At 60.9% G+C, this 16,917-nt stretch carries 13 protein-coding genes; 8 read left to right on the top strand and 5 right to left on the bottom strand.

From position 1 onward, the window contains the following. Window positions 1-176 precede the first annotated feature (176 nt). The 3 genes from BTE54_RS13005 to BTE54_RS12995 all read right to left on the bottom strand — a co-directional run bounded on the left by BTE54_RS13005 (window position 177) and on the right by BTE54_RS12995 (window position 3,812). Window positions 177-1,682, bottom strand: coding sequence for a sensor domain-containing diguanylate cyclase (locus BTE54_RS13005; protein WP_065655486.1), 1,506 nt, complete (start codon window positions 1,680-1,682; stop codon window positions 177-179). Between the two features lie 166 nt (window positions 1,683-1,848). Beyond that, entirely contained in the window at window positions 1,849-2,673 is an 825-nt protein-coding gene (locus BTE54_RS13000; RefSeq protein WP_078052735.1) for a bifunctional allantoicase/(S)-ureidoglycine aminohydrolase, read from the bottom strand. 92 nt (window positions 2,674-2,765) lie between these two features. Continuing rightward, on the bottom strand, window positions 2,766-3,812 hold the full coding sequence (locus BTE54_RS12995; protein ID WP_198939137.1) for a class I SAM-dependent methyltransferase: 1,047 nt from the start codon (window positions 3,810-3,812) through the stop codon (window positions 2,766-2,768). A gap of 316 nt (window positions 3,813-4,128) precedes the next feature. Between BTE54_RS12995 and BTE54_RS12990 the strand changes: the two genes are divergently transcribed. Continuing rightward, window positions 4,129-6,123 (top strand): GGDEF and EAL domain-containing protein, encoded by a 1,995-nt coding sequence (locus tag BTE54_RS12990; protein WP_078052734.1) that lies wholly within the window; start codon window positions 4,129-4,131, stop codon window positions 6,121-6,123. 43 nt (window positions 6,124-6,166) lie between these two features. Here BTE54_RS12990 and BTE54_RS12985 read toward each other — a convergent pair whose 3' ends face one another. Together BTE54_RS12985 and BTE54_RS12980 are read right to left on the bottom strand one after the other, a co-directional pair. After that, a complete protein-coding gene (locus BTE54_RS12985; protein ID WP_162934168.1) occupies window positions 6,167-7,243 on the bottom strand; it encodes an Ldh family oxidoreductase in 1,077 nt (358 codons plus the stop codon). A gap of 92 nt (window positions 7,244-7,335) precedes the next feature. Beyond that, window positions 7,336-10,011 carry a DNA translocase FtsK gene (locus BTE54_RS12980; protein ID WP_078052733.1) on the bottom strand — a complete coding sequence of 892 codons (2,676 nt, stop codon included), beginning with the start codon at window positions 10,009-10,011 and terminating at the stop codon, window positions 7,336-7,338. A gap of 374 nt (window positions 10,012-10,385) precedes the next feature. Here BTE54_RS12980 and BTE54_RS12975 point away from each other — a divergent pair, with 374 nt between their 5' ends. The 7 genes from BTE54_RS12975 to BTE54_RS25095 all read left to right on the top strand — a co-directional run bounded on the left by BTE54_RS12975 (window position 10,386) and on the right by BTE54_RS25095 (window position 16,879). Beyond that, a complete protein-coding gene (locus tag BTE54_RS12975) occupies window positions 10,386-11,996 on the top strand; it encodes an ABC transporter substrate-binding protein (protein ID WP_078052732.1) in 1,611 nt (536 codons plus the stop codon). Window positions 11,997-12,005: 9 nt separating this feature from the next. Continuing rightward, window positions 12,006-12,995: an ABC transporter permease gene (locus tag BTE54_RS12970; RefSeq protein WP_078052731.1), complete on the top strand. Its 990-nt coding sequence runs from the start codon at window positions 12,006-12,008 to the stop codon at window positions 12,993-12,995. Next, window positions 12,992-13,822, top strand: a complete 831-nt coding sequence (locus tag BTE54_RS12965; RefSeq protein ID WP_078052730.1) for an ABC transporter permease — start codon at window positions 12,992-12,994, stop codon at window positions 13,820-13,822. The genes BTE54_RS12970 and BTE54_RS12965 overlap by 4 nt, the downstream gene beginning before the upstream one ends. After that, a complete protein-coding gene (locus BTE54_RS12960; protein ID WP_078052729.1) occupies window positions 13,819-14,622 on the top strand; it encodes an ABC transporter ATP-binding protein in 804 nt (267 codons plus the stop codon). The genes BTE54_RS12965 and BTE54_RS12960 overlap by 4 nt, the downstream gene beginning before the upstream one ends. Beyond that, window positions 14,619-15,398: an ATP-binding cassette domain-containing protein gene (locus tag BTE54_RS12955; protein ID WP_078052728.1), complete on the top strand. Its 780-nt coding sequence runs from the start codon at window positions 14,619-14,621 to the stop codon at window positions 15,396-15,398. The genes BTE54_RS12960 and BTE54_RS12955 overlap by 4 nt, the downstream gene beginning before the upstream one ends. A 9-nt stretch (window positions 15,399-15,407) precedes the next feature. Beyond that, a complete protein-coding gene (locus BTE54_RS12950; protein ID WP_078052727.1) occupies window positions 15,408-16,526 on the top strand; it encodes an alanine--glyoxylate aminotransferase family protein in 1,119 nt (372 codons plus the stop codon). Between the two features lie 164 nt (window positions 16,527-16,690). Next, window positions 16,691-16,879, top strand: coding sequence for a hypothetical protein (locus tag BTE54_RS25095; RefSeq protein ID WP_003506556.1), 189 nt, complete (start codon window positions 16,691-16,693; stop codon window positions 16,877-16,879). Window positions 16,880-16,917: the final 38 nt, after the last annotated feature.

Genomic DNA, 16,917 nt, shown 5'->3' with positions numbered 1-16,917 from the left:
GAATACGAGTAGAATCAACACCGTGCGCCATGTCCACCAAATTTAAACCGGACAGCAGTGGGCTTGTCCCGAGGATCTGCAACCGATTGATTTTATTCGACGTGACTAGATCCTCGGCACGGGGCCGAGGATGGCGTCGGGGCTGAGGGAATGCCCCACGACGCCCTCACTCCCCCTTAGGACAGACGCTTCAGGGAGGAAGCTTCCGGCTGCGAGCCGGGTTTCGTCGTGTCGTTATTGTCGGCGGATCTGTTGCGCAGCGCCGCATAATAGGCGTTCTTCTGCTCGTACATGTTCATATCGGCGCGGCGTACCAGCGATTCCATCGTCTCTCCGACCTCGCTGGTGGCCACGCCCAGTGACAGGCTGAGCGGCGCGCTGGAATAGAACTGGTTGTTGATCTTCAACAGCTCATAAACGGTCTCGACCATGGCGGCGGCCACCTGCCTGTCGGCGCCGGGAAGAAGGATGGCGAATTCGTCGCCGCCGATGCGCGCGGCATGGTTCGGCGCTGTCACCACGCCGTTCAGCACCTCGCCCACACGCCGCAACAATGCGTCGCCAGCATCGTGTCCCAGCCTGTCATTGGCGTCCTTCAGGCCGTTGAGATCGATAACGATGGCCGAAACCGGCCTGAGCGCGCTGCGCTCCAGCCGGTTCAGCTCGTCCGAATAGAAGGCGCGGTTGTGTAGCTTGGTCAGCACATCGTGTTTGCCGAGATATTCGAGATAGGCCTCCGCCTTCTTGCGCGCGGTAATGTCCGTCAACGCCACCTGCACCAGCGACCAGTCGCGCTCATGGCCCGGGAAGACGGAAAAATGCAGGAGCACATGCCGCTCCGACCCGTCAAGCGCGTAATTCACCACCTCGCGATGGTGGGTGAGATTGCCGTTCCAAAGCTCCATCAGCTGTTCCCGGAACGGCTTTTCCATCTCGCCGCGGAAAATATCGCCAAGCCGCTGCAACAGAACCTGCCGGTCCGGCGCGCAGAACAGGTCGAGCGTCGCGCGATTGACGTCGATGACGCGGATTTCGCTCATGCATTGCCGCACGAATTCGGGATGGACATCCATGAACACACGGAAATCGATGATACCGCGCTCCCTGACCTCCTCGATCAGCCGCCGCACCCGGCTGAAATCCTCCACCCACAGGGAAACGGGCGAATGTTTGAACATGCCTTCGGCGTAACGGCGATTGAGAAGCTCCTTGCGGCGCGCCTCCTCCCGCTCCGTCACATCCTCGGTGGTCAAAAGCAGCCGTCCGAGGGTTTCTTCATGGCCGGGTATGACCGCGCCGCGCAACTGGATATCCAGCCGCTTGCCGCCGATTGAGTAATTGACCGCGTTGCTGGTGAATTCCGTCTTGCCCGCCCAGAGCTCGGAAAGCTCGTTCACATGACTTTCCAGCATGTCGTCACGAAAAATCCGGTGGAGATTGTCGACGAGATGCGCCTGATCGCGAGCCTCGAACAGTTCCAGCGTCCTGGCGTTGACCTTGATCACGCGGATTTTCTGCGAGCAGGCCGCCACCCTCGATAAATCTTCCAGAAGAAACGCCCGGATATCCTCGACGCCCTGCGATCGCCAGATATCGAACTGGCTTTTCACCTCGCTGAAATCCTCGATCCACATCGCCACGGGGGCAAGATTGAAGACATTGGTATCGATTATCTCATTCATACGGGAGGTCTTCTCAAGGATAGGAGGCGAATGCCGAAACGGTGCGCAACGGCGATAGCCGTCCGCATAACCGGATTTATTAGTGATATTCGATCTAACGCAAGCATTTATCGCGCAATCCGGCGGTTTGCGCGATAATTCATGGGTTTCGGCGATATGACGCCCGTTACCAGAGCTTCACGTGCCGGTTCACATCCTTATAGAGCAGGTAACGGAAGCGGCCCGGCCCACCCGCATAGCAGGCCTGCGGGCAATAGGCGCGCAGCCACATGAAGTCGCCCGCCTGCACTTCCACCCAGTCCTCGTTCAGCCGGTAGACGGCCTTGCCTTCCAGCACATAAAGGCCGTGTTCCATCACATGGGTTTCCATGAAGGGAATGGTCGCGCCCGGCTCGAAGGTAACGATGTTGAGATGCATGTCGTAACGCACGTCTTCAGGATCGATGAAGCGGGTCGTCGCCCATTTGCCGTCCGTATCCGGCATGGCCGACAAAGCGTGCTCATCCTCATGCGTGAAGATAGCCGGCGGCGGCTCCAGCCCGTCGACCGCCTGAAACGCCTTGCGGACCCAGTGGAACTTGACGGGCGCCTTGCCCGAATTGCGAAGCTGCCAGCGGGAACCGGCCGGCAGGAAGGCGAAGGAGCCCTCCCGCAAGGCATGCGGCACGCCCTCGAATTCCACGGTCATTTCGCCGTCGACAACGAAGATCGCCGCTTGCGCCCTTGCGTCCGGTTCCGGCCGGTCGCTGCCGCCGCCCGGCTGCACCTCGACGATATATTGCGCGAAGGTTTCGGAAAAACCCGTCATTGGCCGGGCGATGATCCAGGCCCGGGTGCCGGTCCAGTGCGGCAGCACGCTCGTTACGATATCGGACATGACGGTTTTGGGGATGACCGCATAGGCGGTCTTGAACACCGCCTTGCTCGACAGAAGTTCCGTCTGTCCCGGCAGACCACCCATATCCGAATAATATCTCTTCATTTCAGCCATTCCATTCTGCAACGCATTCGGCGCGGATTCTTAGGCCCGCGCCGAGGTTTAATCAAATGGTTATTGGCAAGCAGAGACTGGCCCGAAGGATGTCACGCCTTCTTACGCATCGTGGCGTAGACGATATTGTGGTTCTCGCCGAAGAACACATCCGCCTCGATGCCTGCAGGATCGGCGCTGGCATTGACGATCCGCCACATATCCGCCTTGGAGCGCAACAGCAGCGCCCAGTTCATGAAGGTTTCCATGTAACCGTCGACGACAATGTCCTCCGAGAAATTGGCGAAGAGGAACATGCCGCCGGGCTTCAGCATTTCCATGCAGCGCCGCGTGAGTTTGATCGCCACGCGGTCGTTCAGATAGTCGTAGAGACCGGCCGCATAGATCAGATCGAAAGTGCCGAGTTCCTGTGTGCGCAGGACGATATCGCGCACGGAACCGTCGATCGCCTCGATGCAGCTGCCGTTGAAATCGCGGGCGACGGAACCGACGCTCAAGGGGTCCTGATCGAGCGCCACCCAGCGCTTGATCTTGCCCTCTTTCAGCGCCACGGAGGCATCCGCCTCACGCAGATGGCCGGAAGCGATGGTGAGGATTTCCGTCTCACTACCGTGCCGGGCCGCAGCTTCATCGACGAACCGTGTCAGCAAATCGCGCCGCTCGCGCACGGCGACCGAGGAACTGGCATCCTTCGTGTAGTCGTAAAGGGCCGCACCGAGCGGCGTGGCGTTATTTACCAGTTCGGCAACACTGTCGTGGCCATAAATGAAATCGAGCAGCTGCGCATCGCCCGAATAACCCCGCGGCTTTTCGAAAGACCAGCGCGTGAACGGGTCCTCCAGAAAATGGACCGAAACAGGGTGATTCTGCACCAGCGGAATCAGTTCAGCCCACACGCTGGAGTGGAGCTTCTCACGCAGACCATGCAGTGCGCCCGCCGTTCTATGTATTATCTCACGTGCTGAAATACGATTGTCGAACTGCTGCTGTGCCAATTCGAGAATGAGCGCAATCTCTGCTTTCGCAACGGCGAACTGCTCATCGAATGTTTCCGTTCTGCGTTCAAAAATCTCTTTTGCGACAGTATCCGGGGTAATCAGACTTGCCCCGTCAAGATTTTTCTTCTTTACCCGCACCACTTCAGCCTCCAGTATTAACACATTGTTAACTATACGTTTCTGGGAGGCGGAAGGCCACTCGCTTTCGATTTTTGAGCGGTGTAGGGATACATTAGTAAATTAGCGTATTTTTTTGGTCACACTCGTGAGGACGGGAGAAAGCAGATACGCGATTTAGTGAAACTTAATGTTGCGAACGTATGATGCGTTCTTCCTTTCCATGTTCTCCGCACGCATCGGCAGAGATCGACGGGAACCCGCACTGGGTGCGACAGCACACGGAAAAGTGGAATAAGCAGTTACTTAATAAAGTATACGCAACACTATGGGAAAGTGCATGAAGCACACATTGGGAGAGGTGAGTGGACAGCAAGACTATCGGCGGCCGGACTCCCGGTTTTCTGATGAACTCCTTGCCCTTTACCAGCAGGAAGGTGAGCGCAGCCGCCGCGGTTCTATCCGGCGGGGCCTGTGGACCGCTGTCTTCATCTATCTGCTGTTTGCCGCAACCGACATCATTCTGATACCCGACGTCGCTTTTTACACCATTATCGCACGTCTGATTGTTGTGCTGTCATCCCTGCTGACGCTGGAGATTCAGCTAAGCAAGGGCGTCAGCACCACGGCGCTCGATCTCACCTGCGCCACCGCTCTCGTCATGGGCTATATCGGCTGGCTGCTGCCGTCGCTGTTGACCGACAATACCGAAAACATGTCCTATTACATGGTTTTCGGGGCGATCTTCATGATGGGCGCCAATCTGTTTTTCACCTTCCGCTTCCATCTGTCGCTGGTGTCTTCAGGCATTATTCTCGTCACCTATTTTCTGGCGGCAACGCAGTTTCCCGAAGACAGCTTCTACAAGTTCGCCTTCGGCACTTTCTACATATCCTGTTTCGTCTTCACTTCTTACGTAAACTGGAACCTGAACCGGGAGCGCTACCACGTCTTCGTCAACGGGCTGGAGGCGAAGGCCCAGCAGAAGGCGGCTGACGAACGTGGCCAGGCGCTGCTGCGGCTTTCCAATACCGACTCCCTGACCGGCCTGCAGAACCGTCGCGCCATCGACCACCATCTGCGCCTGCTGTGGGACAACTGGATCAGGAAGGAAGAAGGCTTTGCCGTTTTCCTGATCGATGTCGACTTCTTCAAGAAATACAACGACCGTTACGGCCACCAGGAAGGCGACAAATGCCTGGTGACGGTAGGCAAAGCCCTGCAGAATGCGATCAGCGAACATGGCGCTTCCATCGGCCGCTATGGCGGCGAGGAATTCATCGTGCTGGCGCCGTTCAAATCCAAGCAGCAGGTGGGTGAGCTTGCCGAGACGATCCGCCACACCGTTGAAGACCTGTCGCTTGCGCATGACCAGCGCCGGGATGGCACCTTCATCGTCACCGTCAGCATCGGTGCGTCCTTCACCCGTCCCAACGCGGACGGCAAGCTGGAAAAGATCATCAACGAGGCCGACCGCGCGCTTTATATCGCCAAGGGCAATGGCCGCAACTGCATGAAGCTGTTCGACCCGGACGATCCGCAGACCAGCGACGAGACGGAAAACATTGCCGCCCTGCTGAAAATCGCTGTCGCGGAAGATCTCGTTTCCCTCGTCTATCAGCCTATTCTCAACGTTTCGACCAATGAGACCGCAGGGGTCGAAGCGCTGATGCGGCTTCGCCTGCTGGATGGCAATCCAGTCGCACCCGGTATTTTCATTCCGATTGCCGAACGCACCGGCACGATCATGGAACTGGGCCTGTGGACCATCAAGACCGTCTGCAAGCAGATACTGGCCGATGACAAGGTGGCGGTCGTCAGTGTCAACGTGTCGCCGATGCAATTGAAAAATCCGGGTTTCGCCACCTCGGTGGCCGCCATTCTCGTGGAGGCGGGAATTGCCGGCAACAGGCTTGCCTTCGAAATTACCGAAGGCGTCGACATGGAAATGCATTCGGACGTACTGCGTTGTCTGAACGACCTGAAAACGCTCGGCATCAATATCTGGCTGGATGATTTCGGAACGGGTTTTGCCGGCCTTTCCTGGCTGCGCATGACGGATTTCGATACCGTCAAGATCGACCGCTCCTTCCTGCACGACAGCAAGACCCCGCGTGGCCGGGCGATGCTGCAGGACATGATCCGCCTCATCCGCAATCGCGGCCACAAGATCCTGATCGAAGGCGTCGAGACCGAGGAACAGCTGAGGCTCGTGCGTCAGATGGAAATCGACTACGCGCAGGGCTATTATATCGGTCGCCCCATCGGGGCCGAAAGGCTGGGCGCGGCGGCAGCGCCCTATCCGCGTCCGAATATGCTGCTGCGACCCGCCTGAACACGGGATGACGGCGGAACGCCGCCGTCAGCCGCAGGCCGCTTTAATGATAAGCAGGCGGGTTGACCGAGAATTTTACGGCAAGCTCCGAGAAGGCCGCCCGCGTGACGGGATCGACAGGAGCCCCTTCCCTCTCCCGCCTTGCCGCCACCGCCCACTCCCGGTCACCCGGCGCCATGACCTTGCAATCTTCCCGAACGGGGGATCCGCGCAGGACCTCGAGATAACGCTTCATGCCCTCGTCGAACACCTCGCGTTCCAGGAAGGCTTCCGGCTTCAGCGCCAGAACGAAAGCCCCAAGCCCGCGCGGCGTGGAAAAATCCGGCCCGCCCATGGGAGCGATATCGAAGCTGAGTTTCATGCCCGTGAGAACAGCGCTGAAAATCTCGACCATTCCCGCAAGTGCGGCCCCCTTGAAACCGAACTCGCCGCCGACCGGGGCAAGCATTTCAACGGCATGGGGATCGCGGGTATCGACGCCGTCGCCGTCAGAGGCCACACCTTGCGGCAATTGCTGGCCGAGGCTCCGGTAAAGCAGGACACGGTTATAGGGCACCGCGCTGGTGGCCATATCCAGCAGCCAGGGCATGTCATCCGCTGCCGGCACACCGATGGCGATGGGATTGGTGCCGTGGAAACGCATGGCGCCATCGTGCAGGCGCACGAAACTGTCGGAATTGCAGAAGGTGAGGCCAATATAGCCCTGCCGCGCCGCTTCCAGCGCATATGCGCCGGCCGGGCCGAAATGCGATGAGTTGCGGATCGCCACCGCGCCAATGCCGAATTTTTCCGCGAGCACCATGGCGCTGTCCATCGCCGCATAGGTGGCGCGGGCGCCATGGGCGTGGTCGGCGTCGATCGTCTCCACCGCGCCGAAGCCCGAAACGCGGCGGATCTGCGGCCGCCGATTGAGACGCCCGCCTTCGAGCGCGGTAATATAATGGGCGAGGAGGCGCACACCGTGGCTGTCCACACCGAGCCTTGTGCCGTGCATCATGGCGCGGGTCGCCGCATCGGCCGTTTCGTCATCGGTGCCGGCGGCCAGAAAAACGGTGCGGCAAAACCGCTCCAGCTCACCCAGGCTCGCCAGAACGGTGGCTTTTTCATTGCTGTGCGCCATGAGGGAATCCTCCCAATTCCAGAATCCATGCCGCACAAGCTATTCACGGGGCGCGTTTTTGCAATCGAATATCGCGCGCCCCGAGGGCTCAATCAGTCTTCCGCTCCCATGGCATCGTAAGAAGAGCGTTCGCCGGCGATAATCGCGCGTTTGCCGACATGGTTGGCAGGCCCGACAATGCCTTCCTGTTCCATGCGCTCGACCAGCGAAGCGGCACGGTTATAACCGACGGACAGGCGGCGCTGAATATAGGAAGTAGAGCACTTCTTGTCGCGCATCACCACCTTGACGGCCTTTTCATAGAGATCGTCGCTATCATCCTCGCCCATGGCGGTCTTGTCGAAAACAGCGGCTTCCTCTTCCACCTCTTCGTCGGTTTCGTCGGCGTCTTCGGTAACGGTGCCGAGATATTCCGGGCGTCCCTGCGTCTTCAGATGCGCGACCACCTTTTCCACTTCCTCATCCGAAACGAAGGGACCGTGGACACGGGCGATGCGGCCGCCACCCATCATGTGCAGCATATCGCCCTGGCCGAGCAGATGCTCCGCGCCCTGTTCGCCAAGGATGGTGCGGCTGTCGATCTTCGAGGTCACCTGGAAGGAGATACGGGTCGGAAAATTCGCCTTGATCGTACCGGTGATGACATCGACCGACGGGCGCTGGGTTGCCATGATGAGATGGATGCCGGCCGCACGCGCCATCTGCGCCAGACGCTGGATCGCGCCTTCGATTTCCTTGCCGGCCACCATCATCAGGTCTGCCATTTCGTCGACGATGACGACGATATAAGGCATGGCCGTGAGGTCCATTTCCTCCTGCTCGTAGACCGCCTCGCCGGTGGCGCGGTCAAAACCACTCTGCACGTTGCAGAACACCGTCTCGCCCTTGGCGCGGGCAGCAGCGGCCCTTGCATTGTAGCCGTCGATATTGCGTACGCCGAGACGCGACATCTTGCGATAGCGGTCTTCCATTTCACGCACGGCCCACTTCAACGCCATGACCGCCTTTTTCGGATCGGTAACCACAGGCGTCAACAGATGCGGAATACCGTCATAAACGGACAGCTCGAGCATCTTGGGATCGACCATGATGAGACGGCACTCTTCCGGCTTCAGACGATAGAGCAGCGACAGGATCATGGTGTTGATGGCGACTGACTTGCCGGAACCGGTGGTGCCGGCGACCAGCAGATGCGGCATCTTCGCCAGTTCGGCGATGACGGGTTCGCCGCCGATGGTCTTGCCGAGGCAAAGTGCGAGCTTCTGGCGGGTCTCGGCATAGTCGGTTGCTTCGATCAGTTCGCGCAGATAAACCGTCTCGCGCACCGGGTTCGGCAGTTCGATGCCGATGACATTGCGGCCGGGCACAACGGCGACACGGGCCGAGAGCGCTGACATGGAGCGGGCGATATCGTCCGAGAGACCGATGACGCGCGAGGACTTGACGCCGGGGGCGGGTTCGAACTCATACAGCGTGACAACCGGGCCGGGGCGGACATCAATGATCTCGCCCTTAATGCCGAAATCCTCCAGCACGCTTTCGAGAAGCCCGGCGCTCTGCTCCAGCGCTTCCGGCGTCATGGTCGTGGTCTGCTGGACGCGGGCCTCCTGCAGAAGATCGATGGAGGGATATTCATATTCCCCTTCGGCGAAAACAGGCGCTTCGCGGAACATCGGCTGCGAGGCCTGGATGGGCGCGCGTGGCGTGAAGCGCGGCTCGGCCGCAATTCTCTCAACCGGCTGAACCTGCTCCACAGGTCTCGACGTCTCGACAACCATCGGCGCTTCCGCGACGGGCAGCGGCGCGACTTCCTGTTCTACCGCCGGAAGGGCGGCAGGAACGACGGACTGACGCACGCCAATCTCGCGGTAAAGCCGGATTGCGGAACCGCCCGGCACGGTGACGACCGGAGGTTCGGACGAAAGCACGATCGCAGCCGCTGCCGGCGACACGACGGCCGCTGGCGCGACTATCGTTGGCGCCGTGACGACCGAATTTGCAAGAACGGCGCGCGTGGACGCAGAAACGCCCTCGCCGGCACTGCCCGGCAGATCGAGCGTCATCACTTCCCAGAAAAGCTCATCCGGCAGATGGGCGGCGAAAGCAGGAATGGCGGCCTGAGCGGCCTCGACAGCAGGCGCGACGGATTGCGGCTGAACCGACGGGGATACCTGCGGCACAGGCGCTTCCACGGCTACGGAGATACCCTCCTGAACCGGCATCTGCGCAGCGGCAGCCGCCTCTTCCGCCTGCTTGCGGGCAAGCTCCAGCCGCAATTTGTAAGTCAGCGCCCTGGCGCCCCGGGCCTCCGGCGGCTGCGGCAGAAACGGCATGCGCGGCGGCGGCACGCGCTGGTCAGCGGGCTTCACGACGGGTTGAGGGACAGAAACCTCCTGCTGCACGGCGTGTTCCTGCTCCACCGTTTCAGGCGGGGCGGCAGCTGGGATTTCCTCTTCCGGAATATTGGGTGTCTCGACCGGCATGCGCCGGGCAAAGGCGCTTTCCGGCGTGCGGGTGAAACGCACATTCGGGCCGAGCACGAAAGCATTCTGCCAGCCGGGCATCTCGGCGCGGCCTTCAATGGCATCGGCTGCGCTAACATCGGCATTCGGCCGGGGTGCCGCGCCCGCCTTCATTCCCGCCGTCTGCTGACCGGCAACCGACTGGCCGCCGGCATGACGAGCCTTCTCGCTCCCCTCCCCTACGCTATTGGACGAATTCTGGAATCTGGATCGGGAGAAACTCATGGCAGCGTGCACACTCATCATAAACGTACATATTTCGGTCTCCCTGAAATAGAAAATAAAGGTTAATTACCCCTTTCCAAACGGGGTCACCGCGGCAGATTTTCGCTCCGCCCACAGGGGCAACGGGACACACACGGCCGAAACGCCGGCATCCCAACCACCTAATTTCATTGCGTTAAATCAATTTTCCGGAACATCGCCGCCGGCGGGACCGCAGCAGGAGAAAAGCGCATTGCCGCGAGAAAGCATATTGTTTCCGCAATGGCCCGCGCAACGTAAAATCATTGCTGTAAAGCCCGCGAATTAACGTGGACACTGCCGAGGTTGCAGTCTTAAGATCGGCCGCCGCGGACCAAGTGGAAAGGCCCGCCCAGCCCTCGTTTCCGGAGTGAATCATGTCGCCTGTCCACCTGTCCCGCCGCTCGCTTCTAAAGACGTCACTCCTTCTTGCCGCAACCACGGGTTTGGCGGGCATAGCCGCCGCGCAGGAGGCGGCACCAGGCGGAAGGCTGATCGTCGCGGCCGATTCGGAGCCGAAGAACCTCAACCCGGCGATCGTCGCCTCAAACGGCGTGTTTTATATTGCCAGCAAGATCGTCGAGCCGCTGGCCGAGGCCTCCTTCGATGGCAAGGATGGGCTCACACCGCGGCTTGCGACCGAATGGCAGGGATCGGATGACGGTCTCAGCGCCACTTTCAAGCTGCGCGAAGGCGTGTCCTGGCATGACGGCAAGCCGTTCACCGCGGCGGATGTCGCCTTTTCGGCGCTCTCCATCTGGAAACCTCTGCAGAATCTCGGACGGCTGGTCTTCGCCAATCTCGAGAAGGTGGACACGCCGGATGAACACACGGCGATCTTCCGCTTTTCCAAGCCCACGCCTTTCCAGCTCATCCGCAACGCCCTGCCGGTCGTCACCAGCGTCGTGCCGAAACATCTTTATGAAGGCACCGATATCGCCACCAACCCGGCCAATACCAAGCCGGTCGGCACCGGGCCTTTTTTCTTTGCCGAATACAAGCCCGGTGAATATTACCGCCTGACCCGCAATCCCAATTACTGGGGCAAGGGCGAACCGCAGCTCGAAGAGATCATCTACCGCGTCCTGCCGGACCGGGCGGGTGCGGCCTCCGCGCTCGAAGCAGAGGAAATTCAGCTCGCCGCCTTTTCGGCCGTGCCTCTGGCCGATCTCGAGCGCATCTCGAAGGTGCCTGGCATCAAGGTCATTGCCGATGGTTACGAGGCGCTGACCTATCAGCTAGTGGTCGAAATCAACCATCGCCGCAAGGAACTGGCCGATCTCAAGGTCAGAAAGGCCATCGCCCACGCCATCGACAAAAAATTCGTCATCGACAAGGTCTTCCTCGGTTACGCCACGGCATCCACAGGCCCGGTGCCGAAGAACGCCCCTGAATTCTACACCGACGATGTCGAGACCTATGATTTCGATGTGGCCAAGGCCAATGCACTGCTGGACGAGGCGGGTTATGCGCGCGGCCCGAACGGAACACGTTTCTCGCTGAAACTTCTGCCGGCGCCCTATTTCAACGAAACCAGACAGTTCGGCGCCTATCTTCGTCAGGCGTTGCAGGAAATCGGCATCGATGCCGAGTTGGTCAACAATGATTCAGCTGCTCACCAGAAGGCGGTCTACACCGATCATGCCTTCGACCTCGCCATCGCGCCGCCGGTCTTCCGCGGCGACCCGGCAATTTCCACCACCATTCTCGTGCGTTCCGGCATTCCGGCGGGAGTCGGCTTCTCCAATCAGGGCGGTTACGAGAACAAGACGCTGGACGAATTGATCGACAAGGCGTCGATAACGGTCGACACCGCCGCGCGCACGGCGCTTTACAAAGATTTCCAGAAGCAGGTCGCCGCCGATCTGCCGCTGATCAACGTTGCCGAATGGGGCTTCATCACGGTGGCGCGCGATACCGTCAAACATGTCGCCAGCAATCCCCGCTGGGCCGTTTCCAACTGGGCGGATACCGCGGTCGATACGTAAGGACGCATCGTGAAGCGTGCAGTAACATTGCTGAAGCGAAGGGCAGTCAGCGCCATTCCGGTGCTGCTGATCGTTGTCATCTTCACTTTCGTCCTGCTTGAAAATGCATCCGGAGACGCGGTGGACGCCTATCTCGTCTCCATTGGCGGCGGCGATGCCGGGCTCAGGGATGTGTTGCGCGAACAATTCGGCCTGAACGGTTCGGTATTTGCCCGTTTCTGGCTCTATGCCAGCTCGGTGCTGCGGCTCGATCTCGGCTGGTCCCTTGCCTTCGACCGGCCGGTGCTGGAGCTGATCCTCGAGCGGCTGCCGAACACACTTCTCCTGCTGGGCAGCGCCACCGCATTCGCCTTCATCCTCGGCACCGGGCTTGGCATCGTGGCCGGCGCGCGTCCCGGGGGGCTGACGGATCGCTTGCTTTCAACGCTTTCGCTGGCGCTTTACGCCACGCCCGGCTTCTGGCTCGGCCTCGTGCTGGCCATCGTCTTTGCCGTTCAACTCAAATGGCTGCCCACCTCAGGCATCGAAACCATCGCTTCGGGCAAGCAGGGATTTGCAAGGGCGCTCGATATTGCCCGCCATCTCGTGCTGCCGGTCGCCAGTCTCGGCCTCATTTATCTCGCGCTTTTCCTGCGCGTCATGCGCACTGCCATGGCGGCGGTCTGGCCGCTGGATTTCGTGCTTTTTGCGCAATCCAAGGGGCTTTCCAAACGGCGGATCGTGCTGCGCCATGTCGCGCGCAACGCCGCTCTTCCGCTTGTCACCGTGCTCGGCCTGCAGGCTGCAGCCATGCTGGGCGGCAGCGTGGTGATCGAAAGCGTCTTCGCGATTCCCGGTTTCGGCCGGCTGGCGCAGGAGGCGGTCAGCGGTCGCGACACGCCGCTTTTGATGGGTATTATCCTGACAAGCGCCGTCTTCGTCATCCTCGTCAATCTCGCCGTCGATATTGTCTATGCCGTTCTCGATCCGCGCATCGGCAGCGGGGAGAGACAGGCATGAGTTTCGCTCTCCGGCTGCTGCGCAGTTTCGAAGGCGCCACCGGCACCATCATACTGGTGCTACTTGCCGTGGCGGCGCTTGCCGCCCCCCTCCTCTTTCCGGGGGACCCGCTGGCCATTGTCGGCGAACCGCTGATCGCGCCGTTCACGGATGCCACCCTGCCGCTGGGCACCGACCGGCTGGGCCGCCATGTGCTGGCCGAGCTTGCACATGGCGCGCAGGCCTCCCTGCTCGTCGGCATGGGCGCCGCCGCCGCCGCGCTGGTGATCGGCACCGTCATCGGCACCATCGCCGGTTTTGCGGGCGGCCTCGTGGACGAAGCATTGATGCGCGTCACCGACGCTTTCCAGATCGTGCCGAATTTCCTGCTCGCGCTTGCCTTCGTCAGCACCATCGGACCTTCCATGCCCATCGTCATTCTCGCCATTGCGCTCGGCGCATGGGCGGATCCCGCGCGGCTGATGCGGGCGCAGGTGTTGAGCATCCGCGAGCGCGACTACGTGCAATCCGCCCGCGCCATCGGCATGCATCCGCTGGAGATCGCCTTCCGGCAGATCCTGCCCAACGCTCTGCCGCCGGTTCTGGCGCTGGCCGCCATTATCGTCGCGGCAGCCATCCTCACCGAGGCCGCGCTGTCCTTTCTCGGACTTGGCGATCCCAATATCGTCACCTGGGGTTCTATGATCGCCGAAGGACGCAACGTCCTGCGCTCGGCCGCGTTTTTGTCCGTCATCCCCGGCATCGGCCTTTTGATCACCGTTCTCGGCGTCTACCTTCTCGGCGAAGGCATCAACAGGGCGATGGCGACGAGGAGGCAAGCGCCATGAGCGGAAATGCGCTGTGCCGGATCGACGATCTCAGCGTTTTTTATGCGGCGGGCGATGCGCCGGCCTTGCAGAATGTCTCGCTGACGATCCGCCAGGGGCAGAGGCTGGCGATCATCGGCGAAAGCGGGTCGGGAAAATCCACGCTCGGCAGAGCCATTGCCGGTCTTCTTCCCGGCAATGCGAGGGTTTCCGGCGATATTTCCTGGAGCCGCGATAACGGCCTGTTTCACGCCAAGCCACAGCCGGGGCGCGATATCGGCACGATCTTTCAGGATACCGGCGCGACAATCAACCCGGTTCTCACCATCGGCGAACAGGTGGCGGAAGGCGCCGTGCGGCATCTCGGCCTGTCATGGAGGCAAGCGCGCGATCTTGCCCGCGATCTTCTGGAGCGAGTGCGGCTGCCGCATCCTTCCCATCTGCTCACCGCCTATCCGCACCAGCTTTCCGGCGGCCAGAGGCAGCGCGTGGCGATTGCCGCCGCCATTGCCGCCAGTCCTTCGATCCTGATTGCCGACGAGGCCACGAGCGCGCTCGATACGGTCAGCCAGGCCGCCATCGCCACGCTGCTGGACGATCTGGTGCGGCAGGAAAACAAGACGCTGGTCTTCATCACCCATGATATCGGCCTCGCCTCCAGCCTTGCAGACGAGATCGCGGTTCTGCGCGCGGGGCTGCTGGTGGAACACGGCCCGACGCGGCGGGTGCTCTCTACACCCGCCCATGACTATACGCGTGCGCTGCTTGCCGATTATCTCGATCTTTCCACGCCACCGCTCATCAGCGAGGCCGCGTCATGAACGAAGCCCTTCTGAGTGTCGACGGACTGTCGAAAACCTATCGCACCGGCGCAAGAACGGTGGCGGCGCTTTCCGACATCTCCTTTTCGCTTCAGCCCGGCGAGACGCTGGGGCTTGCCGGTCCCTCCGGCTGCGGGAAATCGACACTGGCGCGCATTCTGATGCGGCTGGTCCCGGCCGATGAAGGCACGATCCATTTCAAAGGCCGTGACTGGCTGGCGCTTGACGGCGGCACGCTTCGCGCCGCCCGCCGGCACATGCAGATGGTGTTTCAGGACACGCATGGCGCCTTCAATCCGCGCGCCAGCGTCGAGGATGCCATCGGCGAGCCCTTGCGCATTCATCGCATGGTCAAAAGACGCGAGCGTGCGGCGGAAATACACCGCCTTCTCGAGCGCGTGGGCCTGCCCGCCGCCTATGCCGGCCGCTCGGTCTTCGAGCTTTCCGGCGGTCAAAGGCAGCGTGTCGCGATTGCACGGGCGATTGCGCTCAAACCGTCGCTTCTCATTCTGGACGAAGCCGTCTCCGCGCTCGATGTTTCGGTTCGCCGGCAAGTCCTCGAACTGCTGGTGGAAATACAGCGGGAGACGGCCGTTTCCTGTATCTTCGTTTCCCATGATCTCGCGGTCATCCGGGCCGTCTGCCACCGCGTCGCCATCATGGAAGCGGGGCGGATCGTTGAAATCGGCAGGACGCGAAATATCGTCTCGGCACCGCAATCCTCGACCGCCAGAACCCTGATCGACGCCGCACCGCGCCTGACCATTGCCACGTAAGGAAAAGACATGCCCGTTCCGGATTATGCATTGCTGCTCGACCCACCTGCCTTTCCCGCGGAGCATTACGCCATTCTGGCCGACCGGCTGGCAGCCTTGATGGGCACGGGGAACGACGTCCTTCTCATACAGGCGGAAGCCGTGCTGGCGCTTGAGGCGGCGGCGACGAGCCTTGCCCGACCGGGTCTTAGAGCGCTCAACATCGTTACCAGCCCCTATGGCGCATGGTTCGGCGGCTGGCTCGCGAGAGGCGGCGCGACGGTACGCAACCTGACCGCCAGCCCGGCAAAGCCGGTCACGCTGGAGGAGGTGGAACGGGCGCTGAACGAGGGTCCGGGCTTCGATCTTCTCGCCATCGTCCATGCGGAATCGGCAAGCGGCATTCTCAACCCCCTGCCCGCCATTGCCGCGCTTGCTCGGCAAAGGGGTATCGTCACGCTCGTCGATGCCGTCGCCTCCATCGGCGGCCATGCCTTTGAGGTCGACCGGCTGGGTATCGATATCGCCGTGATCGGCCCGCAAAAGGCGCTGGCCGGCCCGGCCGGGGTTTCCGCCATTTCCGTCAGCGAAAAAGCGTGGGAGCTACTTTCCCATGGTGGTGCGCCGGAAAACTCCATGCTCTCGCTTCTGGACCAGAAGAAACTCTGGCTCGATGCCGGCCGGGGCGCGCTGCCCGGAACGCCTGCTCCGCTGGAATTCTACGCGCTGGAGGCCGCCCTTGACAGGATAGAGGCGGAAGGTCTGGCATCCGCCAATGAACGTCATGAAAGAGCGGCGGCGGCCACCCGGAACGGCATCAGGGCGCTCGGTATCCCGACCTGGGTGGAGGAGACACACGCCTCCGCCCTCGTTTCCACGGCGATCCTGCCGGATACCGTGGAAGCAAAGGCGTTCCTCGCTGCTGCATCCCAAAAGCAGGGCGCAGATATTTCCGCCGGTGTCGGCCCCGGCGCGGAACGGCTGATAAGGCTCAATCACACCGGTCGGAGGGCGCATCCGGAGGCAGTAAAAGCCAATATCGCGGCCTTCTCCAGCGCCCTGAAGAGCCTCGGCCATGCCGCAGATACCGATTCCGCACTGGAAGCGACTGAAAAAGCCTATTCTGACGCCCCTGCGAACGGCGTTTAATGCCGCTAATAGACGTTCATTGCGCCAAATCCGGCAGCGTTGGAATGTCAGTCACGACATTGTTGTTAAAAATGGTAGACAAATTCCTCGACCAATCTTGACGAAATCATGGCAACGCGCGAAACTTAACGCTACGTTAACTCGCGTGAAGAAGGGAAACGGCCATGGTAGCAGGGTTCAACATGCTCTCCTTTGACCTCTTTGGCATCGGCCGAAGGATGCCCGTCGTCAATGAGCGGGTGGAGACCGAGTTTCAGGACAAAACACCGCGCAGACCCGATGACGAGTCGCACGATGACGACCGCGATCAGGAATATGAACTGTTCTTCTGGTCGCTTTACCCGGTGATCTGAGCCACTCACAGCGGCTTGCAGGTATGAACCTTGCCAAG

It is taken from the genome of Agrobacterium sp. YIC 4121 (assembly GCF_002008205.1).
Lineage (GTDB): Bacteria > Pseudomonadota > Alphaproteobacteria > Rhizobiales > Rhizobiaceae > Agrobacterium > Agrobacterium leguminum.
The sequence above is the reverse complement of the archived record's forward strand: the minus strand, read 5'-3'. Positions and strand labels throughout refer to the sequence as shown.

Excerpts from the sequence above, each read along its gene's own strand:
- BTE54_RS12980 (WP_078052733.1), bottom strand. The coding sequence starts at position 10,011 with ATGATGAGTGTGCACGCTGCCATGAGTTTCTCCCGATCCAGATTCCAG.
- BTE54_RS12985 (WP_162934168.1), bottom strand. The coding sequence starts at position 7,243 with ATGGCGCACAGCAATGAAAAAGCCACCGTTCTGGCGAGCCTGGGTGAG.
- BTE54_RS25095 (WP_003506556.1), top strand. The coding sequence starts at position 16,691 with ATGGTAGCAGGGTTCAACATGCTCTCCTTTGACCTCTTTGGCATCGGC.
- BTE54_RS12950 (WP_078052727.1), top strand. The coding sequence starts at position 15,408 with ATGCCCGTTCCGGATTATGCATTGCTGCTCGACCCACCTGCCTTTCCC.
- BTE54_RS12965 (WP_078052730.1), top strand. The coding sequence starts at position 12,992 with ATGAGTTTCGCTCTCCGGCTGCTGCGCAGTTTCGAAGGCGCCACCGGC.
- BTE54_RS12960 (WP_078052729.1), top strand. The coding sequence starts at position 13,819 with ATGAGCGGAAATGCGCTGTGCCGGATCGACGATCTCAGCGTTTTTTAT.
- BTE54_RS13000 (WP_078052735.1), bottom strand. The coding sequence starts at position 2,673 with ATGGCTGAAATGAAGAGATATTATTCGGATATGGGTGGTCTGCCGGGA.
- BTE54_RS12990 (WP_078052734.1), top strand. The coding sequence starts at position 4,129 with ATGAAGCACACATTGGGAGAGGTGAGTGGACAGCAAGACTATCGGCGG.
- BTE54_RS12955 (WP_078052728.1), top strand. The coding sequence starts at position 14,619 with ATGAACGAAGCCCTTCTGAGTGTCGACGGACTGTCGAAAACCTATCGC.
- BTE54_RS13005 (WP_065655486.1), bottom strand. The coding sequence starts at position 1,682 with ATGAATGAGATAATCGATACCAATGTCTTCAATCTTGCCCCCGTGGCG.
- BTE54_RS12975 (WP_078052732.1), top strand. The coding sequence starts at position 10,386 with ATGTCGCCTGTCCACCTGTCCCGCCGCTCGCTTCTAAAGACGTCACTC.